This is a genomic window from Candidatus Bealeia paramacronuclearis (genome assembly GCF_035607555.1).
Classification (GTDB): domain Bacteria; phylum Pseudomonadota; class Alphaproteobacteria; order UBA9655; family UBA9655; genus Bealeia; species Bealeia paramacronuclearis.
Window position 1 is genome coordinate 647,309 of sequence record NZ_JAVHWZ010000001.1, and the last position, 20,192, is coordinate 667,500.

The 20,192-nt window shown below is 44.5% G+C and carries 17 protein-coding genes and 2 pseudogenes; 11 read left to right on the forward strand and 8 right to left on the reverse strand.

The annotated features are described in order from the left end of the window. Positions 1 to 14 precede the first annotated feature (14 nt). Positions 15 to 1,505, forward strand: coding sequence for a Do family serine endopeptidase (locus Bealeia2_RS03315; protein ID WP_331255710.1), 1,491 nt, complete (start codon positions 15 to 17; stop codon positions 1,503 to 1,505). A gap of 34 nt (positions 1,506 to 1,539) precedes the next feature. Here the strand turns inward: Bealeia2_RS03315 and Bealeia2_RS03320 are convergent, their stop codons facing one another. The 5 genes from Bealeia2_RS03320 to thrS form a co-directional block, all read right to left on the reverse strand. Further along, the gene (locus Bealeia2_RS03320) at positions 1,540 to 2,091 is read right to left on the reverse strand and encodes a hypothetical protein (protein WP_331255711.1); all 552 of its coding nucleotides are present in this window, start codon (positions 2,089 to 2,091) and stop codon (positions 1,540 to 1,542) included. Next, entirely contained in the window at positions 2,088 to 4,655 is a 2,568-nt protein-coding gene (gene clpB, locus Bealeia2_RS03325) for an ATP-dependent chaperone ClpB (RefSeq protein WP_331255712.1), read from the reverse strand. Before clpB ends, Bealeia2_RS03320 begins: the two co-directional genes overlap by 4 nt. A 39-nt stretch (positions 4,656 to 4,694) precedes the next feature. Beyond that, positions 4,695 to 5,123, reverse strand: coding sequence for a DUF4167 domain-containing protein (locus Bealeia2_RS03330; protein WP_331255713.1), 429 nt, complete (start codon positions 5,121 to 5,123; stop codon positions 4,695 to 4,697). Between the two features lie 232 nt (positions 5,124 to 5,355). Further along, positions 5,356 to 5,904, reverse strand: a complete 549-nt coding sequence (gene infC, locus Bealeia2_RS03335; RefSeq protein WP_331255714.1) for a translation initiation factor IF-3 — start codon at positions 5,902 to 5,904, stop codon at positions 5,356 to 5,358. A 19-nt stretch (positions 5,905 to 5,923) separates the two neighbouring features. Further along, positions 5,924 to 7,900, reverse strand: coding sequence for a threonine--tRNA ligase (gene thrS, locus Bealeia2_RS03340; protein WP_331255715.1), 1,977 nt, complete (start codon positions 7,898 to 7,900; stop codon positions 5,924 to 5,926). 537 nt (positions 7,901 to 8,437) lie between these two features. On the opposite strand from thrS, the gene Bealeia2_RS03345 reads away from it, so the two are divergent. Genes Bealeia2_RS03345 through Bealeia2_RS03355 form a run of 3 tightly spaced genes read left to right on the forward strand, consistent with a single transcriptional unit; the run spans position 8,438 to position 12,312 of the window. After that, positions 8,438 to 10,444: an acetyl/propionyl/methylcrotonyl-CoA carboxylase subunit alpha gene (locus Bealeia2_RS03345; protein ID WP_331255716.1), complete on the forward strand. Its 2,007-nt coding sequence runs from the start codon at positions 8,438 to 8,440 to the stop codon at positions 10,442 to 10,444. Then, on the forward strand, positions 10,422 to 11,324 hold the full coding sequence (locus Bealeia2_RS03350) for a hydroxymethylglutaryl-CoA lyase (RefSeq protein WP_331255717.1): 903 nt from the start codon (positions 10,422 to 10,424) through the stop codon (positions 11,322 to 11,324). The genes Bealeia2_RS03345 and Bealeia2_RS03350 overlap by 23 nt, the downstream gene beginning before the upstream one ends. A 40-nt stretch (positions 11,325 to 11,364) precedes the next feature. Next, positions 11,365 to 12,312 (forward strand): SPFH domain-containing protein, encoded by a 948-nt coding sequence (locus Bealeia2_RS03355; RefSeq protein ID WP_331255718.1) that lies wholly within the window; start codon positions 11,365 to 11,367, stop codon positions 12,310 to 12,312. A 231-nt stretch (positions 12,313 to 12,543) separates the two neighbouring features. On the opposite strand, the gene Bealeia2_RS03360 is transcribed toward Bealeia2_RS03355, so the two are convergent. Beyond that, positions 12,544 to 13,515 carry an IS701 family transposase gene (locus Bealeia2_RS03360; RefSeq protein ID WP_422388038.1) on the reverse strand — a complete coding sequence of 324 codons (972 nt, stop codon included), beginning with the start codon at positions 13,513 to 13,515 and terminating at the stop codon, positions 12,544 to 12,546. Between the two features lie 161 nt (positions 13,516 to 13,676). On the opposite strand from Bealeia2_RS03360, the gene Bealeia2_RS03365 reads away from it, so the two are divergent. The 4 genes and pseudogenes from Bealeia2_RS03365 to Bealeia2_RS03380 all read left to right on the forward strand — a co-directional run. Next, positions 13,677 to 13,841 (forward strand): NfeD family protein, encoded by a 165-nt coding sequence (locus Bealeia2_RS03365; RefSeq protein ID WP_462346298.1) that lies wholly within the window; start codon positions 13,677 to 13,679, stop codon positions 13,839 to 13,841. A gap of 131 nt (positions 13,842 to 13,972) precedes the next feature. Beyond that, positions 13,973 to 14,401: a hypothetical protein gene (locus Bealeia2_RS03370; RefSeq protein WP_331255719.1), complete on the forward strand. Its 429-nt coding sequence runs from the start codon at positions 13,973 to 13,975 to the stop codon at positions 14,399 to 14,401. A 125-nt stretch (positions 14,402 to 14,526) separates the two neighbouring features. Next, the gene (locus Bealeia2_RS03375) at positions 14,527 to 16,512 is read left to right on the forward strand and encodes a methyl-accepting chemotaxis protein (protein ID WP_331255720.1); all 1,986 of its coding nucleotides are present in this window, start codon (positions 14,527 to 14,529) and stop codon (positions 16,510 to 16,512) included. A gap of 41 nt (positions 16,513 to 16,553) precedes the next feature. Next, positions 16,554 to 17,024, forward strand: a pseudogene (locus Bealeia2_RS03380) (helix-turn-helix transcriptional regulator); the annotation flags it as partial. A gap of 40 nt (positions 17,025 to 17,064) precedes the next feature. Here the strand turns inward: Bealeia2_RS03380 and Bealeia2_RS03385 are convergent. Further along, positions 17,065 to 17,589, reverse strand: a pseudogene (locus tag Bealeia2_RS03385) (transposase); the annotation flags it as partial. Between the two features lie 75 nt (positions 17,590 to 17,664). Here Bealeia2_RS03385 and Bealeia2_RS03390 point away from each other — a divergent pair. The 3 genes from Bealeia2_RS03390 to Bealeia2_RS03400 all read left to right on the forward strand — a co-directional run bounded on the left by Bealeia2_RS03390 (position 17,665) and on the right by Bealeia2_RS03400 (position 19,584). Then, positions 17,665 to 18,636, forward strand: a complete 972-nt coding sequence (locus tag Bealeia2_RS03390; protein WP_422388038.1) for an IS701 family transposase — start codon at positions 17,665 to 17,667, stop codon at positions 18,634 to 18,636. Positions 18,637 to 18,757: 121 nt separating this feature from the next. After that, positions 18,758 to 19,129, forward strand: a complete 372-nt coding sequence (locus Bealeia2_RS03395) for a VOC family protein (protein WP_331255723.1) — start codon at positions 18,758 to 18,760, stop codon at positions 19,127 to 19,129. Next, positions 19,126 to 19,584, forward strand: coding sequence for an EVE domain-containing protein (locus Bealeia2_RS03400; protein ID WP_331255724.1), 459 nt, complete (start codon positions 19,126 to 19,128; stop codon positions 19,582 to 19,584). The genes Bealeia2_RS03395 and Bealeia2_RS03400 overlap by 4 nt, the downstream gene beginning before the upstream one ends. Here Bealeia2_RS03400 and Bealeia2_RS03405 read toward each other — a convergent pair. Beyond that, on the reverse strand, positions 19,547 to 20,137 hold the full coding sequence (locus Bealeia2_RS03405) for a hypothetical protein (RefSeq protein ID WP_331255725.1): 591 nt from the start codon (positions 20,135 to 20,137) through the stop codon (positions 19,547 to 19,549). The genes Bealeia2_RS03400 and Bealeia2_RS03405 overlap by 38 nt on opposite strands. Positions 20,138 to 20,192: the final 55 nt, after the last annotated feature.

Sequence of the window (20,192 nt, forward strand, 5' to 3'; positions counted from 1 at the left end):
TAGAAGGTAACACTATGAAGATTTCACGATTTTCTCTCTCTCTTGTTCTTTTAGCCACTCTCAGCCTTGAGAATGCAACTTTGAGAGCTCAAGAGGTTAAACCCTCACCTGTTTCTGCGCCGCAAGGATTTGCGGATATGGTGGCGCCTCTATTGCCGGCGGTTGTGAATATTTCAACCAAGACAAAAGTGAAATCAGGTCCGCAACTTCGCAGTCCTATTCCCCTTGATCCGAATCTGCCCTCCGGTCCGCTTGAGGATATGCTGCGGGAATTTTTTGACCAGCAAGCCCCGAGCCACAGGAATGTCGCGTCTTTAGGAAGTGGGTTTATCGTCTCGCCCGAGGGACTTGTTGTCACCAACTATCACGTGATTGAAGGGGCGGATGAAGTTACCGTTATTTTGAACGACAACACAAAATTACCCGCAACCGTGGTGGGGCGTGACCACCGCACCGACATTGCGCTTTTGAAAGTGGAAACCAAAACAAAGCTGCCTTTTGTCAATTGGGGTGATTCTGAAAAACTGAGGACTGGTGACTGGATTATTGCCATTGGCAATCCTTTTGGTTTGGGCGGAACGGTGACGGCAGGAATTGTCTCCACCATCAAAAGAGATATTTCTGCGAGCCAAAACCCTGGGGTTAATCTCGACTACGTTCAAGGTTATATTCAAACGGATGCCTCCATTAATGTGGGGAATTCTGGTGGGCCCATGTTTAATATGCAGGGACAGGTCGTGGGCATTAACCGTGCGATTTTCTCGCCCACGGGGGGGAGTGTAGGGATTGGTTTTGCGATTCCCGCATCCGTTGCACAAAAAGTTGTGGATCAAATTCGTGAGTTTGGACGTACGAAGCGCGGTTGGCTCGGCGTTCGCATCCAGTCGGTTACGGAAGATATCGCTGAAGGTTTGGGCTTTAAAACAGTTGAAGGTGCCCTTGTCGGAAGTGTGATTCCAGGAGGACCCGCTGCGGCTGCCAAACTTTTGCCCGGAGATGTCATCTTGAAAGTAGGGGAGACACCTGTCAAAGATTCACGTAGCATACCGCAACTTGTGGGCGATATGCCTGTGGGATCGGTGGCACCTCTCACCATTTGGCGCAAAGGGAAAACCTTTGTTCAAAATATCACCGTAGGTGAATTTGAAGAGGCGGAAGAGGCTGGAATTATCAAATCCCCTCAAGCAAAATCCACCGCCAAAACGACTCAAGCCTTGGGTATGTCATTCCAAACGCTCACTCCTGATTTTCGTCGTGAAAATGGAATCGCCGATGATATTGCGGGTGTGGTTGTCACAGAGGTTAATCCCAAAAGTAATGCGGCGTTTAAAGGGCTTCAATCAGGGGATATCATTGTTGAAATCAGTCAGGAAGATGTTCAAAAACCGGAAGATGTCGTTAACTTGGTCGAAAAAGCGAAAAAAGCGGGCCGTAAATCCGTTCTTCTTTTGATTAATCGTGAAGATGAAATGCGCTATATTTCCGTCAAAATTAAGGACGAATGAGGGGCACCAAAACGTCTTTCTTGTGAAAAAGGATTTAATCCTTTTTCAGATCCTTAACTGAGTCTTTATAATCTTGGGAGTCCTTGAGAATTTTCATGTACCCAATGGGGTGTCTTTGGATCATTTTAAACGCAACCCCATCAAAGTCACCACGTGCGCCACAATAGTAATTACGGCATGTTTTCCCACCATTGGCACCATCTTGAAATGAGATAGTGTCAGCAGTAGGAATAATTTTAAGTTGGCATCCCTCAAGAGATGAATCCTCTGTCTCAGTATTATACAAAAAGGAACCATCTTTCTGATAGGTTGCAAGACCATACAAGCCGCAGCTATGGCCATTGAAAAACTGCAAGCTCGTCTTAAAGTAGAGTATATCATTTGTGACAGGAACAACTTCGAGAATGTTTTCAGAATCATATTTTGAGCCATCAACAAGACCATTTTTAAAGTGGTATTTATAAACACCCTCAATCTGATGCATAAGTGCTGAAGCCTTATTTTCAGATGATGGCGCTGAAAAGAGGGGACCGTTGCTTAGGGTCCCCAAAATCAATCCCGCCACAATACCCAGTTTTATTTTCATCCAATCATAAGTCCCTTATCATTTGCGGAAACTGTCACTGTCTCTCCGTCTTTGATTTTGCCTTCAAGGATTTGCGTGGCCAAAGGGTTTTGAAGGCTTCTTTGAAGCACACGTTTTAAAGGACGTGCGCCATAGGCAGGATCGTATCCCTCATCGGCAAGCCACGTTAAAGCCTTATCATCCAATTGAAGGATAATTTTACGATCCTCAAGAAGATTCATAAGACGCTGCAATTGAATCTTTACAATGTCGCCCATGTCTTCCCGAGAAAGGCGTTTGAAGAGAAGAATCTCATCAATACGGTTAAGAAACTCTGGACGAAAAGCAGATCTTACCACGTCCATCACTTGCTCGCGAACGTCTTCGGAAGGCTCCCCTTGATGCTCAGCCAAAACATGGCTGCCTAAGTTTGAGGTCATAATAATGAGCGTATTTCTAAAATCAACGGTGCGCCCCTGTCCGTCCGTCAAGCGGCCATCATCAAGCACTTGAAGAAGAACGTTGAATACATCGGGATGCGCTTTTTCGATCTCATCAAAAAGGATCACTTGATAAGGACGACGGCGCACGGCTTCCGTTAAAGTTCCACCCTCCTCATAGCCCACATAACCGGGAGGGGCGCCAATAAGTCGGGAGACTGAATGCTTCTCCATAAATTCCGACATATCAATGCGGGTCATAGCCGATTCGTCATCGAAAAGAAACTCCGCCAAAGCTTTAGTGAGTTCAGTTTTTCCGACCCCCGTGGGTCCTAAAAAGAGGAATGATCCAATGGGGCGATTGGCATCTTGAAGTCCCGCCCGTGCGCGCCTGACTGCTTGGCTAATAGCCACCACCGCCTCGCTTTGACCAATCACACGATTGCTTAAATTTGTCTCCATTTGAAGGAGCTTTTCCCGTTCGCCTTCTAGCATTTTATCAACGGGAATTCCAGTCCATCGTGAGACGATACTTGCGATGTCATCGGCACTGACTTCCTCGCGAACAATATGCGCATTTTCGTTTGATTCGGCCACGTGAATCTTCTTCTCAAGGTCAGGAATAACCCCATACAAAAGCTCTCCCGCCCGCGTCAGATTTCCCTGACGTTGGGCAAGCTCCAGTTCATTTCGTGCTGTATCTAATGATTCTTTCAATTTATGGGCGGCTTGGAGTTTATCCTTTTCCCCCTGCCAGGCACTTGTCATTTGACTCACCAGTGCCTCAAGTCCTGAAATTTCATCCTCCAGTTTGGAGAGTCTTTCTTTGGACGCCTCATCAGTTTCTTTTTTAAGGGCTTCGCGTTCAATTTTGAGTTGGATCAAACGACGGTCTAATTCATCGAGTTCCTCAGGTTTGGAATCGACTTCCATGCGAAGGCGGCTTGCTGCCTCATCCACAAGATCGATGGCTTTATCTGGCAAAAACCGATCCGTGATATAGCGATTCGAAAGCGTTGCTGCAGCCACAATGGCCCCATCCGTAATCCGAATCCCATGGTGAAGTTCGTATTTTTCCTTCAAACCCCTTAGAATTGAAATGGTATCCTCAACTGTGGGCTCACTTACAAAAACGGGTTGGAATCGGCGCGCAAGCGCCGCATCTTTTTCGATATGCTTGCGATATTCATCTAAAGTCGTGGCTCCCACGCAGTGGAGTTCCCCACGGGCCAAGGCCGGCTTTAAAAGATTAGCCGCATCCATAGCGCCATCGGCTTTTCCAGCCCCCACAAGGGTGTGAATCTCATCGATGAAAACAATAATTCCACCTTCGGACGAAGTAATTTCTTGTAAAACGGCTTTGAGTCGCTCTTCAAATTCTCCGCGATATTTGGCACCTGCAATAAGAGACCCCATATCCAAAGACATAAGATCAATATGTTGAAGAGACTCTGGAACGTCTCCCTTCACAATGCGATGGGCAAGTCCTTCGATGATCGCAGTTTTTCCAACGCCCGGTTCACCGATTAAAATAGGATTATTTTTGGTCCGCCTTGAGAGAACTTGAATCGTTCTGCGAATTTCTTCATCGCGCCCAATGACAGGATCAAGTTTTCCAGCACGTGCGAGTGCTGTTAAATCTGTTGCGTATTTTTTGAGGGCATCATAACGATCTTCCGCAGTAGCCGTATCTGCTCGCCTTCCTTTGCGCATAGCCACAATAGCATGGCTCAGGTTTTGAGAGGTAACTCCCCCGGCGGCCAAAGCCCTACCTGCTTCGCTTTCTTTCGTCAGGGCAAGTGCTAAAAGCAGATATTCGACGGTTACAAAACTATCCCCCGCTTTTTGTGCTGCCTCTTCGGCCATCTCAAAAACTTTTCCAAGGTCAGGGGAGAGATAAACTTGTCCCGCACCGGCGCCTTCAATTTTTGGTAGCTTGGCAAGATCTTGGATATTGACGGCAATGACTTTTGTGGGATCTCCCCCCGCAGATTGAATGAGGGATGCAGCCATCCCCTCCTCATCATCGAGAAGGGCCTTTAAGAGATGGGATGGCATAATGCGTTGATTTCCATCACGGTGGGCGATGGTTTGTGCGGCCTGTAAGAATCCTTTTGCACGCTCGGTATATTTTTCAAGATTCATGGATGGTCTCCCTTTTACCAATACAAGAATAAAAAATGACTACAGAGTGGTTGGCGCAGTCTCCTCCCCCTCTGAAGTAGGCTCGCTTGAGGGTAAGGTTGCCATAGGTTGAGGTTCAGATGCAACTGTTTCTGTTTGTGTGGGCAGTTGAGAACCTTGACCAGCACCTTCTCTAGGCATCTCTGGAAGTGGAGCTTGGGGTGCGCGCACCGGTGGGCGGAAGGTGTTTAAAACACGCTGATAATGATCAGCATGTTGGTAATAACCTTCAGCAGCCACGCGATCACCGGATGAAGCCGCCTCGCGAGCCATGTTCAGATATTTCATCAGTTGTTGTTGCGCTGTGGCCTTCATCCTGGGATCATAATGATCTCCAGAATCACTCATAGGCTGAGAAAATTGTTGGTTGGGTCGCCCACGAGATTGTGAATGGTGACGCGGACGTTTCGCATATGTATTTGGTTTCATGAAATTGACATCAATGTTGTTAAAAAATATGTTGAACGCTCATCTCTTCCGAGAGAAACCTAAAATCATTAATTTGTTTTAGGATTTAAAGGCTACGACTGCGTGACCTTCCTGATATGTTTATCATTAGCTGTCTTCTTGTCTTTTGCCAAGAGAAAAATGAACAAACCGGCCTGAAAGTTTTTAGAGGGCTGTTTATGTTGTTTCCGCAAATTCGTCCCCCTCAAAAAATTTATTTCGAAGGAGCTACGACCATGATGATGCGCTTGCCTTCAAGTTTTGGCAATTGCTCCATTTTAATGGTGTCACCCAGTTCTTCTCGCATACGATCCAAAACCTTAATTCCAAGTTCTTGGTGAGCCATTTCACGTCCACGGAATTTGACAGAGATTTTGACTTTATCGCCATTTTCAATGAACTTTTTTGCACTACGCATTTTGACTTGATAGTCATGTTCATCAATGGTGGGGCGCACATAAAGCTCTTTGACATCGACAACTTTTTGTTTTTTCCGGACCTCAGCCTTTTTCTTTTGGGCTTCGAACTTGTATTTTCCATAGTCCAAAATTTTGCAAACCGGAGGTTCAGCATTGGGAGAGATTTCAACCAAATCAAGGCCAGCTTGGAAAGCACGGTCAAGTGCATCTCGTCGGCTTACAACGCCGACCATCTCACCATTTTCATCAACTAAACGGACTTTTGGGGATTGGATGTGTTCGTTAACGCGAGGACCATCAGTTGTTGGCGCTGCGTTAGGGTCGCGAGGGGTACGGATGTTCAAAAAAGCTCCTATTGTTATGTTAATCGTTAATGCAGACTTGGACGCGTTCTTTAACGCATTCCTCATGTCCATGAGAAGAGCGTTTGTGCGGTGGACGCGCCTCACTACCTAGTTTACGAATTGCATCAGCAAGTGCAAGTATTTCTTGTGACTCACCGCCAAGTTTACGAATGGCCACGGTGCCTTCTTCCGCTTCGCGCTTACCCACTACAAAAATGTAGGGGACTTTCTGAAGGCTCAGTTCGCGGATTTTGTAATTGATTTTCTCGTTTTTAAGCTCTAATTCGGCACGAAGTCCGGCACGCTTCAAGGCATCATAGACCTGTTGCGCATAAGCATCACCTTCTTGCGTAATGGTGGTGACTGCCACTTGTACAGGTGCCAACCACAGCGGGAATTTTCCAGCATAGTGCTCGATCAAAATTGCAATAAAGCGTTCGAACGATCCAAAGATTGCACGATGGAGTATGACGGGACGGTGTTTTTTACCGTCTTCCCCGATATAAGTCGCATCCAATCGTTCTGGCAAAACAAAATCTAATTGTAGAGTGCCACATTGAAACTCTCGGCCCAAAGCATCTTTTAAGACGAACTCCAACTTCGGTCCATAAAAGGCTCCTTCGCCTGGATTCAAGGAATAGCTAAGGCCTGCGGCTTTGGCACCTTGCTCCAAAAGGAGCTCGGCCTTATCCCAAAGCTCGTCTTGCCCCGCCAGATTTTCGGGGCGGTCAGAAAAGCGTACAGTGACCTCCTCAAATCCGATCTCTTTATAAACTTCCAAAAGAAGGCTACAGAATTTAAAGGTTTCGTCTTTGATTTGATCTTCGGTCGCAAAAATATGCGCATCATCCTGCACAAACGATCGAACGCGGGTCAGGCCAGAAAGCGCACCTGAAGGCTCATTTCGGACGCAAGATCCAAATTCCGCCATGCGCAATGGCAAATCGCGATAGCTTTTAATACCTTGCTTGAAAATTTGAATGTGACAAGGGCAGTTCATGGGCTTCAGCGCCAAGAAAGTATCTCCATCTTCAAGCGTGAACATACCCTCGCGAAATTTTTCCCAATGTCCTGATTGCTCCCAAAGTGAGCGATCCACAAGGGAGGGTGTATTCACCTCCACATAGTCTTGTTCGGAGATTTTATCGCGAATGTAATTTTGAAGAATTCGGTACAGCGTCCAACCTTTGGGATGCCAGAAAACAGAGCCTACGGCTTCCTCTTGAAGGTGGAACAAATTCATCTCGCGGCCCAATTTCCGGTGGTCACGCTTTTCCGCTTCTTCCAATTGGAAGAGGTAATCTTTAAGCTCTTTCTCTGAAGGCCACGCCGTTCCATAAATACGCTGGAGCTGGGGATTCTTAGGATCGCCGCGCCAGTACGCCCCCGCCAATTTCATTAGCTTGAAGGCTTTTCCAAGTTTTCCTGTAGACGGCAAATGGGGGCCGCGGCAAAGGTCAATAAATTTTCCTTGGCGGTACAAACTGATGGTTTGATCCTCCGGCAAATCGGAAATGATTTCAGCTTTGAAATGTTCACCCATGTCTTTGAAGAATTGAATGGCCTCGTTACGATTCCAAATTTCGCGCGTAATCTCTTCGTTGCGATCCACAATCTCGCGCATACGGTCTTCAATTTTTACAAGGTCATCCGGGTTAAAAGCTGTTTCCCGGAAAACGTCATAATAAAAGCCATTTTCAATGGCAGGACCGATGGTGATTTGGCATTCGGGATAAAGCTCTTTGACGGCTTCTGCAAAAACGTGAGCCGCGTCATGACGAATAATCTCAAGGCCTTCAGGATTTTTCTTGGTCACAATTTGGACGTCCGCATCTTTTTCAATCAGGCGCGTTAAATCCCACAGTTCCCCATTTACACGGGCTGCGACCGCATCCTTGGCAAGGCCAGGACTGATACTTTCTGCAATCGTAAGGCCCGTCGTCCCGGCAGAGGAATACTCTTTAACCGTTCCATCAGGCAATCGAATCGCAACCATGTTCTTGTTTCCTTTGTTTCAAATCATCTCTATACGAGTCTCGTAAAACGCATTGTCATACTGAATTTATTTCAGCACTTTTTTCTGAGATCCTGAAGTGATCCCGGATTAAGTCCGGGACTAAAGGTTCAGGATGACAAGCACAGTTTGCTCAACGTTTCACTTCCAACTCAGACTTATCTTTTTAAGAGACTTATAACTTCTTTTCAAGAGAAGACTTGATGTGTCTTGAAATAATTCTATGTATCTTCTACTCCCTCGGAGTGGTGCAAACGCATCGTACGGTATTTTTGATTCTTATAAAAATGCAGAGGATCCTACTTTGCGGTGAATGCTTTCTCTAATCCCCGTAGATTTTGCTGAGAATAAGGTGTGTAATTTCCTCAAAATTTGAGGATATCTAAAACTTGAGGAAACTCAAAAAGAATGATTCAGGAGGTCGCAGCACTAGCTATTCGCTTGTTCATAAAAAAAACTTGAATCCGCGCCAAAGTCGCCTATAGTAATTTTAAAAACAGGGATGGATAAAATAAGAACGTGGTAGAAAAAAGACTTCAAAAGCTTCTGATTGCCAATCGGGGCGAGATTGCGTGCCGAATTATGAAAACCGCGCAACGGATGGGTATTCGCACCGTTGCGATTTATTCGGAAGTGGATCAAAAGGCGGTTCATGTGGCGAGTGCCGATGAGGCGTATTGTGTGGGGCCGGCTTCCGCGTCTGAGAGTTATCTTAGTGTTTCCAAAATTATTGAGATTGCAAAGCGTGCTCAGGTGGACGCTATTCATCCAGGCTATGGATTTCTTTCTGAAAATCCAGAATTTGCAGACGCGTGCGAAAAGGCAGGAATTCGATTTGTAGGGCCGAGCCCCACCTCCATTCGGAGCATGGGAAGCAAAAGCCTGGCCAAAGAGATTGCGAAAAAGGCAGGGCTTCCTGTGATTCCTGGATTTCATGGAAAAGATCAGTCGGAAACGCTTCTTTTGAAAGAAGCTCAACGGATGGGTTTTCCTCTCATCATTAAGGCGGCTTTGGGGGGAGGTGGCAAAGGCATGCGGATTGTCGAGACGGTGGAGGCTTTTTCTGAGGCTCTCCTCTCTTGTCGGAGGGAAGCTAAATCCGCCTTTGGGGACGAGACCGTTTTATTGGAGAAATACATTTCTTCGCCACGTCACGTGGAGGTGCAGATTTTTGGAGACACTTTTGGAAATATCATTCATTTGTTTGAGCGAGATTGTTCCCTTCAAAGACGTCATCAAAAGATTTTAGAAGAAGCTCCCGCTTTTGGTCTTTCAGAAGAGTTGCTTTCAAGAATGCGAGAAGCTGCGATGAAATTGGCAGAATCCGTTGAATACGTTGGTGCTGGGACGGTTGAGTTTTTGGTGGATCAAAACGGTGAATTTTATTTCATGGAAATGAACACGCGCCTTCAGGTTGAGCATCCTGTTACGGAAGAAATCACAGGAGTTGATCTTGTGGAATGGCAAATTCGTGTGTCTCAAGGGGAAAAACTGCCTCCTCAATCCGAAATTAAATGTCAAGGGCATGCCATTGAAGTGCGTCTTTATGCAGAAGATCCCGGTAAGAATTTTCTACCGCAAACGGGAACTATTTCAGTTTTTGATGAGGCCCTTCCTGATGCGCGAATTGACAGCGGTGTGAAACGGGAGTCTCAGATTTCATCTTATTATGATCCGATGATTGCAAAATTGACTGTTAAGGGCCGGGATCGTGAGACGGCTTTTCAAAAAACCAAGATTGCTCTTGCGTCTTGGCGTATCGGAGGTTTAAAAACCAATCAAGAATTCCTTTTGAATTTGATTCAAGATGCGCGCGTTCTTGAAGGATCTCATGATGTGGGGCTTTTGGATCGAGCTGGCGATGAATTTTTAGAGTCCCATTCCGATTTAAGCCCTTTTAATCTCGCTGCAGCCCTTTTCTTTTTGTTCTCTCCAAATTCCAAAATTTCGTCTCCTTGGGATCAAAAAGAGGGATGGACGATTCAAGGTTATCAGCCTCAAGCTATTAAAATGAAAAATGGATCTCAGGAAGAGATTTTATTAATGGCCACCTATTTTCAAGACGGATGGGACTTTGAGAAATTTGGAAAAGTAAGCTACGTTTGGGAAAAGGCAGGGGAGGGACTTTGGTATCTTCAGATATCCTTCAATGGCGAAACCCACCGTGTTTCCCTTTTTGAAAAAGAGGGGGTGTGTACAGTCTTTTTCCAAGGGCTCACGCACACCTATACGCTTTGCTTTCCTTGGGAAACAGAAGTTGTGTTGCAAGAAACAGAGCATCATTTAAGGGCGCCCATGACCTCAAAAGTGATTGATATTCGGGTTCAAGAAAATGATGAGGTTGTAAGGGGAGAACCGCTTGTGATTCTGGAGGCCATGAAAATGGAGCATGCCATTCGGGCGTCCCAATTGGCTCATGTGAAGAGGATTTTTTATAAAATTGGAGATATCGTTGAGGAGGGGGCGGAGCTCATTGAACTCGAGCCTCTGGAGGAAAAAGTCCATGTTATGGCCCAAGCAAGTTAAAATTGTGGAAGTGGGGCCTCGGGACGGCCTTCAAGCAGAGCGCGGTGCGATGTTGAGCGTTGCGGCGCGCGTAAAACTTATTGATCTTTTGTCTGAATCAGGGCTTCAGTCTCTTGAAGCGGGCAGTTTTGTTTCTTCAAAAAGCATTCCTGCCATGGCCAATTCTGAAGATGTTTTTGATAAAATCCAAAAGAAGCCTGGCGTGGATTATGCGTTTTTGGTGCCCAATTTTAAAGGTTTTGAAATTGCTCAACATCATGGCATCAAATCCATTTCAGTTTTTACAGCAGCGTCTGAGGCTTTTTGCCAAAGAAATACGAAATGTTCGATTCAAGAAAGTTTTGAGCGGTTTTCTGAATTTATTCCACTCGCAAAAGCCCAAGGTATGCGGGTGAGGGGCTATGTTTCATGCATTTTCCGCTGCCCTTATGAAGGGTATATCCAGCCTCAAAAAGTCGTGCAGGTGGCTGAAACGCTTTTGGATATGGGATGCGATGAAATTGCTTTTGGCGACACTATTGGTGTGGGAACTCCTCAAGATGTGATTGCTCTTTTAGAACGTGCAACATTTCCCAAAGAAAAAATGGCCATGCATTTTCATGATACTTACGGGATGGCCATTGCTAATATTACAGTGTCTCTTGAAAAGGGAATTCACATATTTGATGCTTCCTTGAGTGGATTGGGAGGATGTCCTTATGCAGAAGGAGCATCTGGAAATGTGGCCACCGAAGATGTGATCTATTTACTGAATGGTCTTGGAGTCGATCATGGCGTCAATATGAATAAACTTATGGAGGCTAGTGCTTACATTGATGGACTTTTGAGTCGCAAATCGGGGTCTAAGGTCGCCCTTGCGCTTCAGGGGGGGTGTGTGTAGTCTAGCTCGTATCAGTATTTAAAATAAGGAATTTTTAAAAATGGAAGGACTTCCAATTTTTGCCGTTGTCTTAGCCCTATTTGGACTGTTCTTTGTAATGCGCGGTGTTTATTCGGTGCCGCAAGGTCAGCAGTACACCGTTGAGAGATTTGGAAAATACGTTCAAACACTCAAGCCCGGGCTTCATTTTATCATTCCTTTGGTCGATCGCATTGGGGTCAGAATCAATATGATGGAGCAAGTTTTGGACGTGGCGTCCCAAGCCGTCATTACGCGTGATAACGCTATGGTTACGGTGGATGGTGTTATTTTCTATCAGGTCTTGGATCCGGTCAAAGCCGCTTATGAAGTTTCAAATTTAGAAAATGCTATTTTGAATTTAACAGTGACAAATGTGAGAACTGTTATGGGATCAATGGATCTTGACGAGTTACTCTCACAACGTGAGCGCATTAATGCCCAGTTATTATTGGTTGTGGATGAAGCCACATCCGTTTGGGGAATTAAAGTCACGCGTATTGAAATTAAGGATATTCAACCGCCCCGTGATCTTATCGAATCGATGGGTAGGCAGATGAAAGCTGAGCGTGACAAACGTGCTGAAATTCTTGTGGCGGAAGGTGCTCGTCAATCTGCAATTTTAAGAGCAGAAGGTGAAAAGCAATCCGTGATCTTAGAAGCAGAAGCTCGCAAAGAGGCCGCATTTCGTGATGCAGAAGCACGAGAGCGTTCGGCTGAAGCTGAAGCTAAGGCAACCGCGATGGTGTCTGTTGCCATTTCAAAAGGAAATATGCAAGCGGTGAACTATTTCGTTGCACAAAAATACATCACGGCTCTTCAACAAATGGCCTGTGCCCCCAATCATAAGATTATCTTGATGCCGCTTGAAGCGTCTAATGTCATTGGTGCTTTGGGGGGAATTGGAGAGATTGCCAAGGAAGTTTTTGGATCTTCTGAGGAATCCAAATCACAGACCAAGAAGGGGTAAGTCATTATGAGCTCACTTGATTTTTGGAGCTGGTGGATTCTCGGCGGACTTCTTCTTGTGGGGGAGATCCTTATTCCCGGTGCCTTCATGCTGTGGATTGCCATGGCAGCGCTTTTGGTGGGCCTTGTGGATTATTTTCTGCCTTTGCCAGTTTGGGGACAGTTGGTGTTTTTTGCCGTCTTTTCCATTTTAAGTCACGAGTTACGCAGTTTGCAGCAAAAGGGTGGGAATCTAAGCGAAAGACATGAGTTTTGTTATTTCTCTAGAGATATCATGCTTAATAACATCCCACTGCTGCTGATAAAAAGAGAAGCCTCCAGCAAGTCGTCTTTTAAATCTTTGAATCCAAGCCGAAATGGCAAGAAATATATGATTTCTTTGGGCTCGTCCCGTGCGAGACTGACAGCGTTCAAGACCGCATGTTTGCTTTAATTCCCGATGATAAACTTCGATTTTCCAACGCGATTTCATGACCAGTTCAATATGATCACGAGAGGGATTATCCCTATTGGTTCCGATATAATCCGTGCGACCGTTTTTGGCAACAAACCGGAAAACAGTAATCCATCCATATCCGCGTAAGTGAACTTTCAGTCCTTCATCTGGAATGTCCAGCTTTTCAAGAGTTTCTCCACGATTCACTTTCCTGTTTTTCTTCAACCCCATCACCCATGTCCAGCCTATGGATTCAATGGCCTTCAGATTATTCAAGCTCGAGTACCAAGCGTCTGCAACCACGTCATCCGGATTTATCCCTCTGTCTTGAGCCAGCTTTAACATTTCCCTGAAATGGTCATTCTTGCTTTTGCCATCGCTGGCTTTATCATAAATACGATAATCAACAGGAATAGAGTCATGACTCCTCAGGCCATGCCATACCAAATTGACAAGACCTATCCCCGCAATAACATCATGGGCATTCCCAGAATACTGATAATGCACAAGCTCTATCTTCTCGCTCCGATTTTTATCCAAAATTGTATCGTCACATACTAAAAAACAAGGTTCTTTCTTGTTAATAAGAGATTGAGTAAGATTCCACACTCCGCTCGGACGCAATGCACTAGAACTCAACCATCGATTGACGCTGTCATGCGACAATGGAATCGGTGACACCTCCGAAAGTGCCAACCCTGAATAGCGCACACTGCTGGCTTGTAAAAATGAACGATAAAGTGATTTTGTGCATTTGTGTCGAGACATCATTTCTTCTCATTTAATAAATATTCCCTCTCACCTTATCTCTTCTCTCTTCTCCTGCAAACTGCGTAACTCGTGTAAGTGTCCTGATTGGTAAACGATATAAACCGTCGCTTAAAGATGATTCCGATTACCCCAATCTCAATGATCGAGGAGCCCAATATGTGGGGCAAGTTTTTGTTCTTTCAAAGGCAATAGTCGATGGTCGGGGGAAAGCCAAAGTGGGGGATACAGAATGGATTGTTATAGGGCCAGACTTACCCCAAGGCGCTCAAGTCAAAATTACGGGCGTTGAGGGAACATTTTTAAAAGTTAAGCCCGCAGATTAGAGGGATCTGAACTCACAAAGAAAATCACCTTGTGATAGGGCCATTAATTCTTTATAATCTTAAGAACCCTCCAGAAGGAGAAAAAACAAAACAGGGAAAATTATCCAATGAAATTTAATGTCTTCACCTCAATGACTCTAGTCTCAATGGCATTTGGAAATCCGATTCACGCCAATTCAGCGCCTACCACAACGGCTCCTGTAGCCGCAGAAATTGGAAATATGTCAGAAAAAGACGCTGAGGCCTTTGTTGCAGGTCTTCAAAAGATGCTTAAAGTTACAGATCCCAAAGATATTAAAGAAATTCCTAACACCATTGCGAACAATATGGTTCATTATCCATTGCGTTGGTTTAAAGACGCGAATACAAAAAATGCCACCATGATCAAAACACCCGCAGAGTTTGTAAAAAACTATAGTGAAATTATGAGCGCAAAAGTTATTGATGCGATTTTAAATCAAGATATGAAAAATCTTTTTATAAATGCGCAAGGTTGTATGATTGGGAATGGTCAAGTTTGGCTTGATGAACGCGGCATTAAAACAATAAGTAATTTTTGATCACATCTTCTTCTTATTTGCATCTTCCGTGGAATATTACTGCGGAGGATTTTTTTCTCATTAATAATCTTTTAACTTATGTGAGATATGATTTCCCTCAGCTTTATTCTTTTTAAAGGGGAAAAATGATGAGATTATTTGGAAAAATGACGGCTTTGTTGGGTGCTGCAGTTACCTTAGTTGTGGTGAATTTCGTAGGCGGTATTGCCATGGAGTATTACACCTCTCAAAGCGTAGACAATATTTTGAAATCTTCAGATATCCTTAAAAAAAGCATGGAAAGTGATATGGTTCATGACGCTCTGCATGCTGATGTTCTTTTGGCAATACGTGCAAAAGAGAAGAATGACCTGGAAGGCCTGAAAGATACCATTAAAGATGCAGAAAGTCATGGAAATACATTTCTTAAAAATATGAAAGAAATTATCGAAGAGCAGCCGCCGCGAGACATTTTAGATCTTGTCCAGGCCAACTATAAAATTGTTCAAGTATACACAGAAAATGGAAGGTCTGTCATTGATGCTATACAAAAAGGACAATACCAAGATAAGGATTATGATTCGTTTATGATCAACTTCAAAAAATTAGAAGTTGGTATGGATAAGCAAGGAGACGTAATTTTAGATTATGCGAATGCACAACAAGTGATTTATGCGCAAGGGCAATCTGCTCTGAAATTCATTTCACTAGGGATTTTTGGATGTCTTCTAGTGGCTATTGGTATGTTGGCGTATTTCATTGTTTTCAAAATAAAAAAGCCCATTGCTCACAGTATTGAAGATATGAATCAACTTTCCGCAGGATCTTACGATATTCAGATAGAGGGGACAGAGCGTCCTGATGAAATTGGGGATATGGCGAGAGCTATTCAAATTTTTAAAGATAATGCAAAACGTGTTCAAGATATGACTGAACAACAAGTCATCGAAGCTGCACAGCGAGAGCGTAGTATTAAGGAAAAACTCTTAACTCTTTCAGAAAAGCTTGAATCAGAACTGCAAGGAGCCTTAACTCAAGTTCTTAAAAATTCAGATGAAGTTTTAAAGACAACACAAGCTATGACTGTCTCTTCCGACAAAGTCAGTGCGCAATCAGAATCTGCCAATGCGGTTACCGATGAAACCAAGCATGATGTGGAAAGTGTGGCGGCGGCCACCGAAGAGCTTTCAAGTTCTATCCGTGAAATTAGCGAACGCGTGGCGGAATCAACGCATATTGTCCAAACCGCAGTGGTAACCACAGAAAAGACTAACGTCACCATCCAAGAACTCGCAAAATCCTCAACGCACATTGGTGAGATTATCAAATTAATTTCCGACATTGCGGAAAGAACGAATCTTCTTGCGCTTAATGCCACCATTGAGGCGGCGCGTGCGGGAGATGCTGGGAAAGGCTTTGCTGTGGTCGCGGCAGAAGTTAAAAATCTTGCCAATCAGACCACGCAAGCGACTGAGGAAATCACAGGTCAAATCCAGTCTATTCAAAAGTCCACAGATGAATCCGTTTCGGCCATTTCTGAAATCATCAGCACCATCCAGGACATCGATCATGCTTCCTCATCCATCGCTGCCGCTGTTGAAGAGCAAGGCATTGCCACTGCTGAAATTAACAAACGTACTCAGCAAGCTGCAATGCGTACTGGTGAAGTTGCAAGTGGAATCAGTCTTATGAATACGGAAGCACAAGAAACACGTGCATTGTCATCAACGGTTATGGATTCAACAAAACGTATTATTAAAGAAATGGAGGGCATGCAACTTCGCATGCGCCAAGTCATTCGTGAATCCTATGCCGGAGACCGGCGTGAAAATCAACGTTATCAAAATCCATCCTCTGTTAAGGTCACTGGAAACGGGGGAGCATTTACATGCCATGTGAAAGATATATCCTGTTCAGGTGTAGCCTTAAGCTCTCCTGAATTTGCTAAATCAGCTTCCGTGGGATCCAGCGTCACACTTGAAATTCCAGGATATACTTCCCCAGTTCCGGCTAAGATTTTAGAAACTCAAGAAGGTTCCATCGTCAGGTTAGGTTTCACGGCTGCGGCAACTGAGATCGAAAAAATTGATCAGTTTCTCGCCAGAATGAATGGGGTTCAAAAAGCGGCTTAAAGGGTGTATTGAGTTGGTGTTGAAATTCAAACAGGTCACTCATGTCCCGTGCTCAAAGGCTTTTAGATCTCATTCAAATCTTGAGGCACCATCGGTATCCAGTTTTAGGCGCCACATTGGCTCAAGATCTGGGGATTAGCTTAAGAACTCTTTATCGCGATATTGCTACCTTGCAATCCCAAGGGGCTACCATCGAAGGTGAGGCTGGTGTGGGTTATATTTTGCGTCCTGGGTTTATGCTGCCGCCATTGATGTTTTCAGAAGAAGAAATCGAAGCTCTTGTTTTGGGGTCTAGATGGGTGGCGAATCGGGGGGATTCTGCCCTTTCTCAGGCAGCTAAAAATGCCCTTGTGAAAATTGGAGCTGTTCTGCCTAATGATCTTCGGGAAAAATTAGAAGGGGCCGGGCTTTTGGTGGGCCCTGGTGAGGGTTTGAATGAGGACAGTATTGAGCTTCCCCTCCTTCGTGAAGCCATTAGGTGTGAGAAAAAAATTATCATCACCTATTTCGATCTTACACGAGTTACGCAGTTTGCAGCAAAAGGGTGGGAATCTAAGCGAAAGACATGAGTTTTGTTATTTCTCTAGAGATATCATGCTTAATAACATCCCACTGCTGCTGATAAAAAGAGAAGCCTCCAGCAAGTCGTCTTTTAAATCTTTGAATCCAAGCCGAAATGGCAAGAAATATATGATTTCTTTGGGCTCGTCCCGTGCGAGACTGACAGCGTTCAAGACCGCATGTTTGCTTTAATTCCCGATGATAAACTTCGATTTTCCAACGCGATTTCATGACCAGTTCAATATGATCACGAGAGGGATTATCCCTATTGGTTCCGATATAATCCGTGCGACCGTTTTTGGCAACAAACCGGAAAACAGTAATCCATCCATATCCGCGTAAGTGAACTTTCAGTCCTTCATCTGGAATGTCCAGCTTTTCAAGAGTTTCTCCACGATTCACTTTCCTGTTTTTCTTCAACCCCATCACCCATGTCCAGCCTATGGATTCAATGGCCTTCAGATTATTCAAGCTCGAGTACCAAGCGTCTGCAACCACGTCATCCGGATTTATCCCCACGAGTTACGCAGTTTGCAGGAGAAGAGAGAAGAGATAAGGTGAGAGGGAATATTTATTAAATGAGAAGAAATGATGTCTCGACACAAATGCACAAAATCACTTTATCGTTCATTTTTACAAGCCAGCAGTGTGCGCTATTCAGGGTTGGCACTTTCGGAGGTGTCACCGATTCCATTGTCGCATGACAGCGTCAATCGATGGTTGAGTTCTAGTGCATTGCGTCCGAGCGGAGTGTGGAATCTTACTCAATCTCTTATTAACAAGAAAGAACCTTGTTTTTTAGTATGTGACGATACAATTTTGGATAAAAATCGGAGCGAGAAGATAGAGCTTGTGCATTATCAGTATTCTGGGAATGCCCATGATGTTATTGCGGGGATAGGTCTTGTCAATTTGGTATGGCATGGCCTGAGGAGTCATGACTCTATTCCTGTTGATTATCGTATTTATGATAAAGCCAGCGATGGCAAAAGCAAGAATGACCATTTCAGGGAAATGTTAAAGCTGGCTCAAGACAGAGGGATAAATCCGGATGACGTGGTTGCAGACGCTTGGTACTCGAGCTTGAATAATCTGAAGGCCATTGAATCCATAGGCTGGACATGGGTGATGGGGTTGAAGAAAAACAGGAAAGTGAATCGTGGAGAAACTCTTGAAAAGCTGGACATTCCAGATGAAGGACTGAAAGTTCACTTACGCGGATATGGATGGATTACTGTTTTCCGGTTTGTTGCCAAAAACGGTCGCACGGATTATATCGGAACCAATAGGGATAATCCCTCTCGTGATCATATTGAACTGGTCATGAAATCGCGTTGGAAAATCGAAGTTTATCATCGGGAATTAAAGCAAACATGCGGTCTTGAACGCTGTCAGTCTCGCACGGGACGAGCCCAAAGAAATCATATATTTCTTGCCATTTCGGCTTGGATTCAAAGATTTAAAAGACGACTTGCTGGAGGCTTCTCTTTTTATCAGCAGCAGTGGGATGTTATTAAGCATGATATCTCTAGAGAAATAACAAAACTCATGTCTTTCGCTTAGATTCCCACCCTTTTGCTGCAAACTGCGTAACTCGTGTTTTGGAGCCTTGAACGCTGCTGACAGAAACTGTCACAGCTTGTGGTTATTCTCTTGAAACGCAACAACAGAAAGGAATACGACCATGACACACCCCACTTTTATTATGTTTTATGTCGAAAATCCCACTTTAAGCGCTCAATTTTATAGCCAGATTTTGGAAGCTACTCCTGTTGAGTCCTCACCTATGTTTGCTTTGTTTATGTTGGACTCAGGTGTCAAATTAGGGCTTTGGGCCAAGTCTGATGTTCAGCCTCAAGGCGATTTTGGAGGGTCTGGATTTGAGTTGGGATTTGCAAAGGCTACGATCCCAGAACTTCAAAGTACTTACCAAAACTGGAAAGCTCAAGGTGTTAAAATCATTCAAGATCCCACAGATATGGACTTTGGTCATACATTTACGGCTGAAGATCCCGATGGGCATCGTTTGCGTGTTTTTGTGTTGAATATGCAATGACACAAAACTGGATTGGGGTGGCCTGCCGAGATCATGTCCGGCGTGGAATTGAAGCTGGAATTATGCAACTTTGCCATGGGAGGGAAGCCCCCCTCAATCGCATTCAAGTCTGTGATCGCATTGCGTATTATTCCCCCACAATTACTTTTGGGGGGACAGATAAATTGCAAGCGTTCACAGCTTTAGGCGTCGTGAAAGACGGTGCGCCTTATCAACTGGAGATGACTCCTGGCTTTACGCCTTTCCGGCGTGATGTTGAGTGGATTCAAGTTGCACATGAATCCGCCATTCACCCTCTTTTGATGCACCTTGAATTAACGTCTGGTAAAATCAACTGGGGCTATCCCTTCCGTTTGGGGATTGTAAAAATTAGCGATCACGACATGGATTTGATCACAAATGCGATGGGTGTTACCCTTAATCCCAACAAATTTCCGCAATCTCAAAAGGCTTGAGCCCTTTATCCATGCGCGCTTGATTGATCATCATAATGAGTTTTGTCTCAGAAATTAGCTTTTGTCCTACGACATAAGCAGGATCAGAATGCGTACAAGAAAGCCAATGCGGACGAAACGAAAGACCCTCTTCATGTGCCCATGCTTTGGCGACAGAAAGGGATGCGGGGAGATGAAAAAAATCATCCTTTTTTTTACGCCTTCTCCCCCTGTAAAATCGATCTTGTGCCTCTAAAATTTTGGAAGAGGGGATGTGCATTTTTTGAATTGCAGAGAATCTCCTTTGCTCAAAGGTTTCCCCGAAATACTTGACCGCAAGCTTTTTCATCACTTGGATATCCCGTTCATATTTCTTGCTTTGAGAAAAATCAAGCTTTCTCCCCTTTGGTTTTCCGCACTTTTGAGAAGGCGTGCGAATGCCTTGCCGTACCAAAACCTTACTGATGGCGGAGACGGTTCTCCCTAAATAATTCGCAATTATTTTCAGTTGGATAGACTCATTCATGGCTGCCTTCAGGCATGCCAATTCTTCCTTGGACCACGCTTTTAACATTTTTAAATACCTTCAACCTGTTAACCATTAAATGCATACCTGGTATGCTATATTT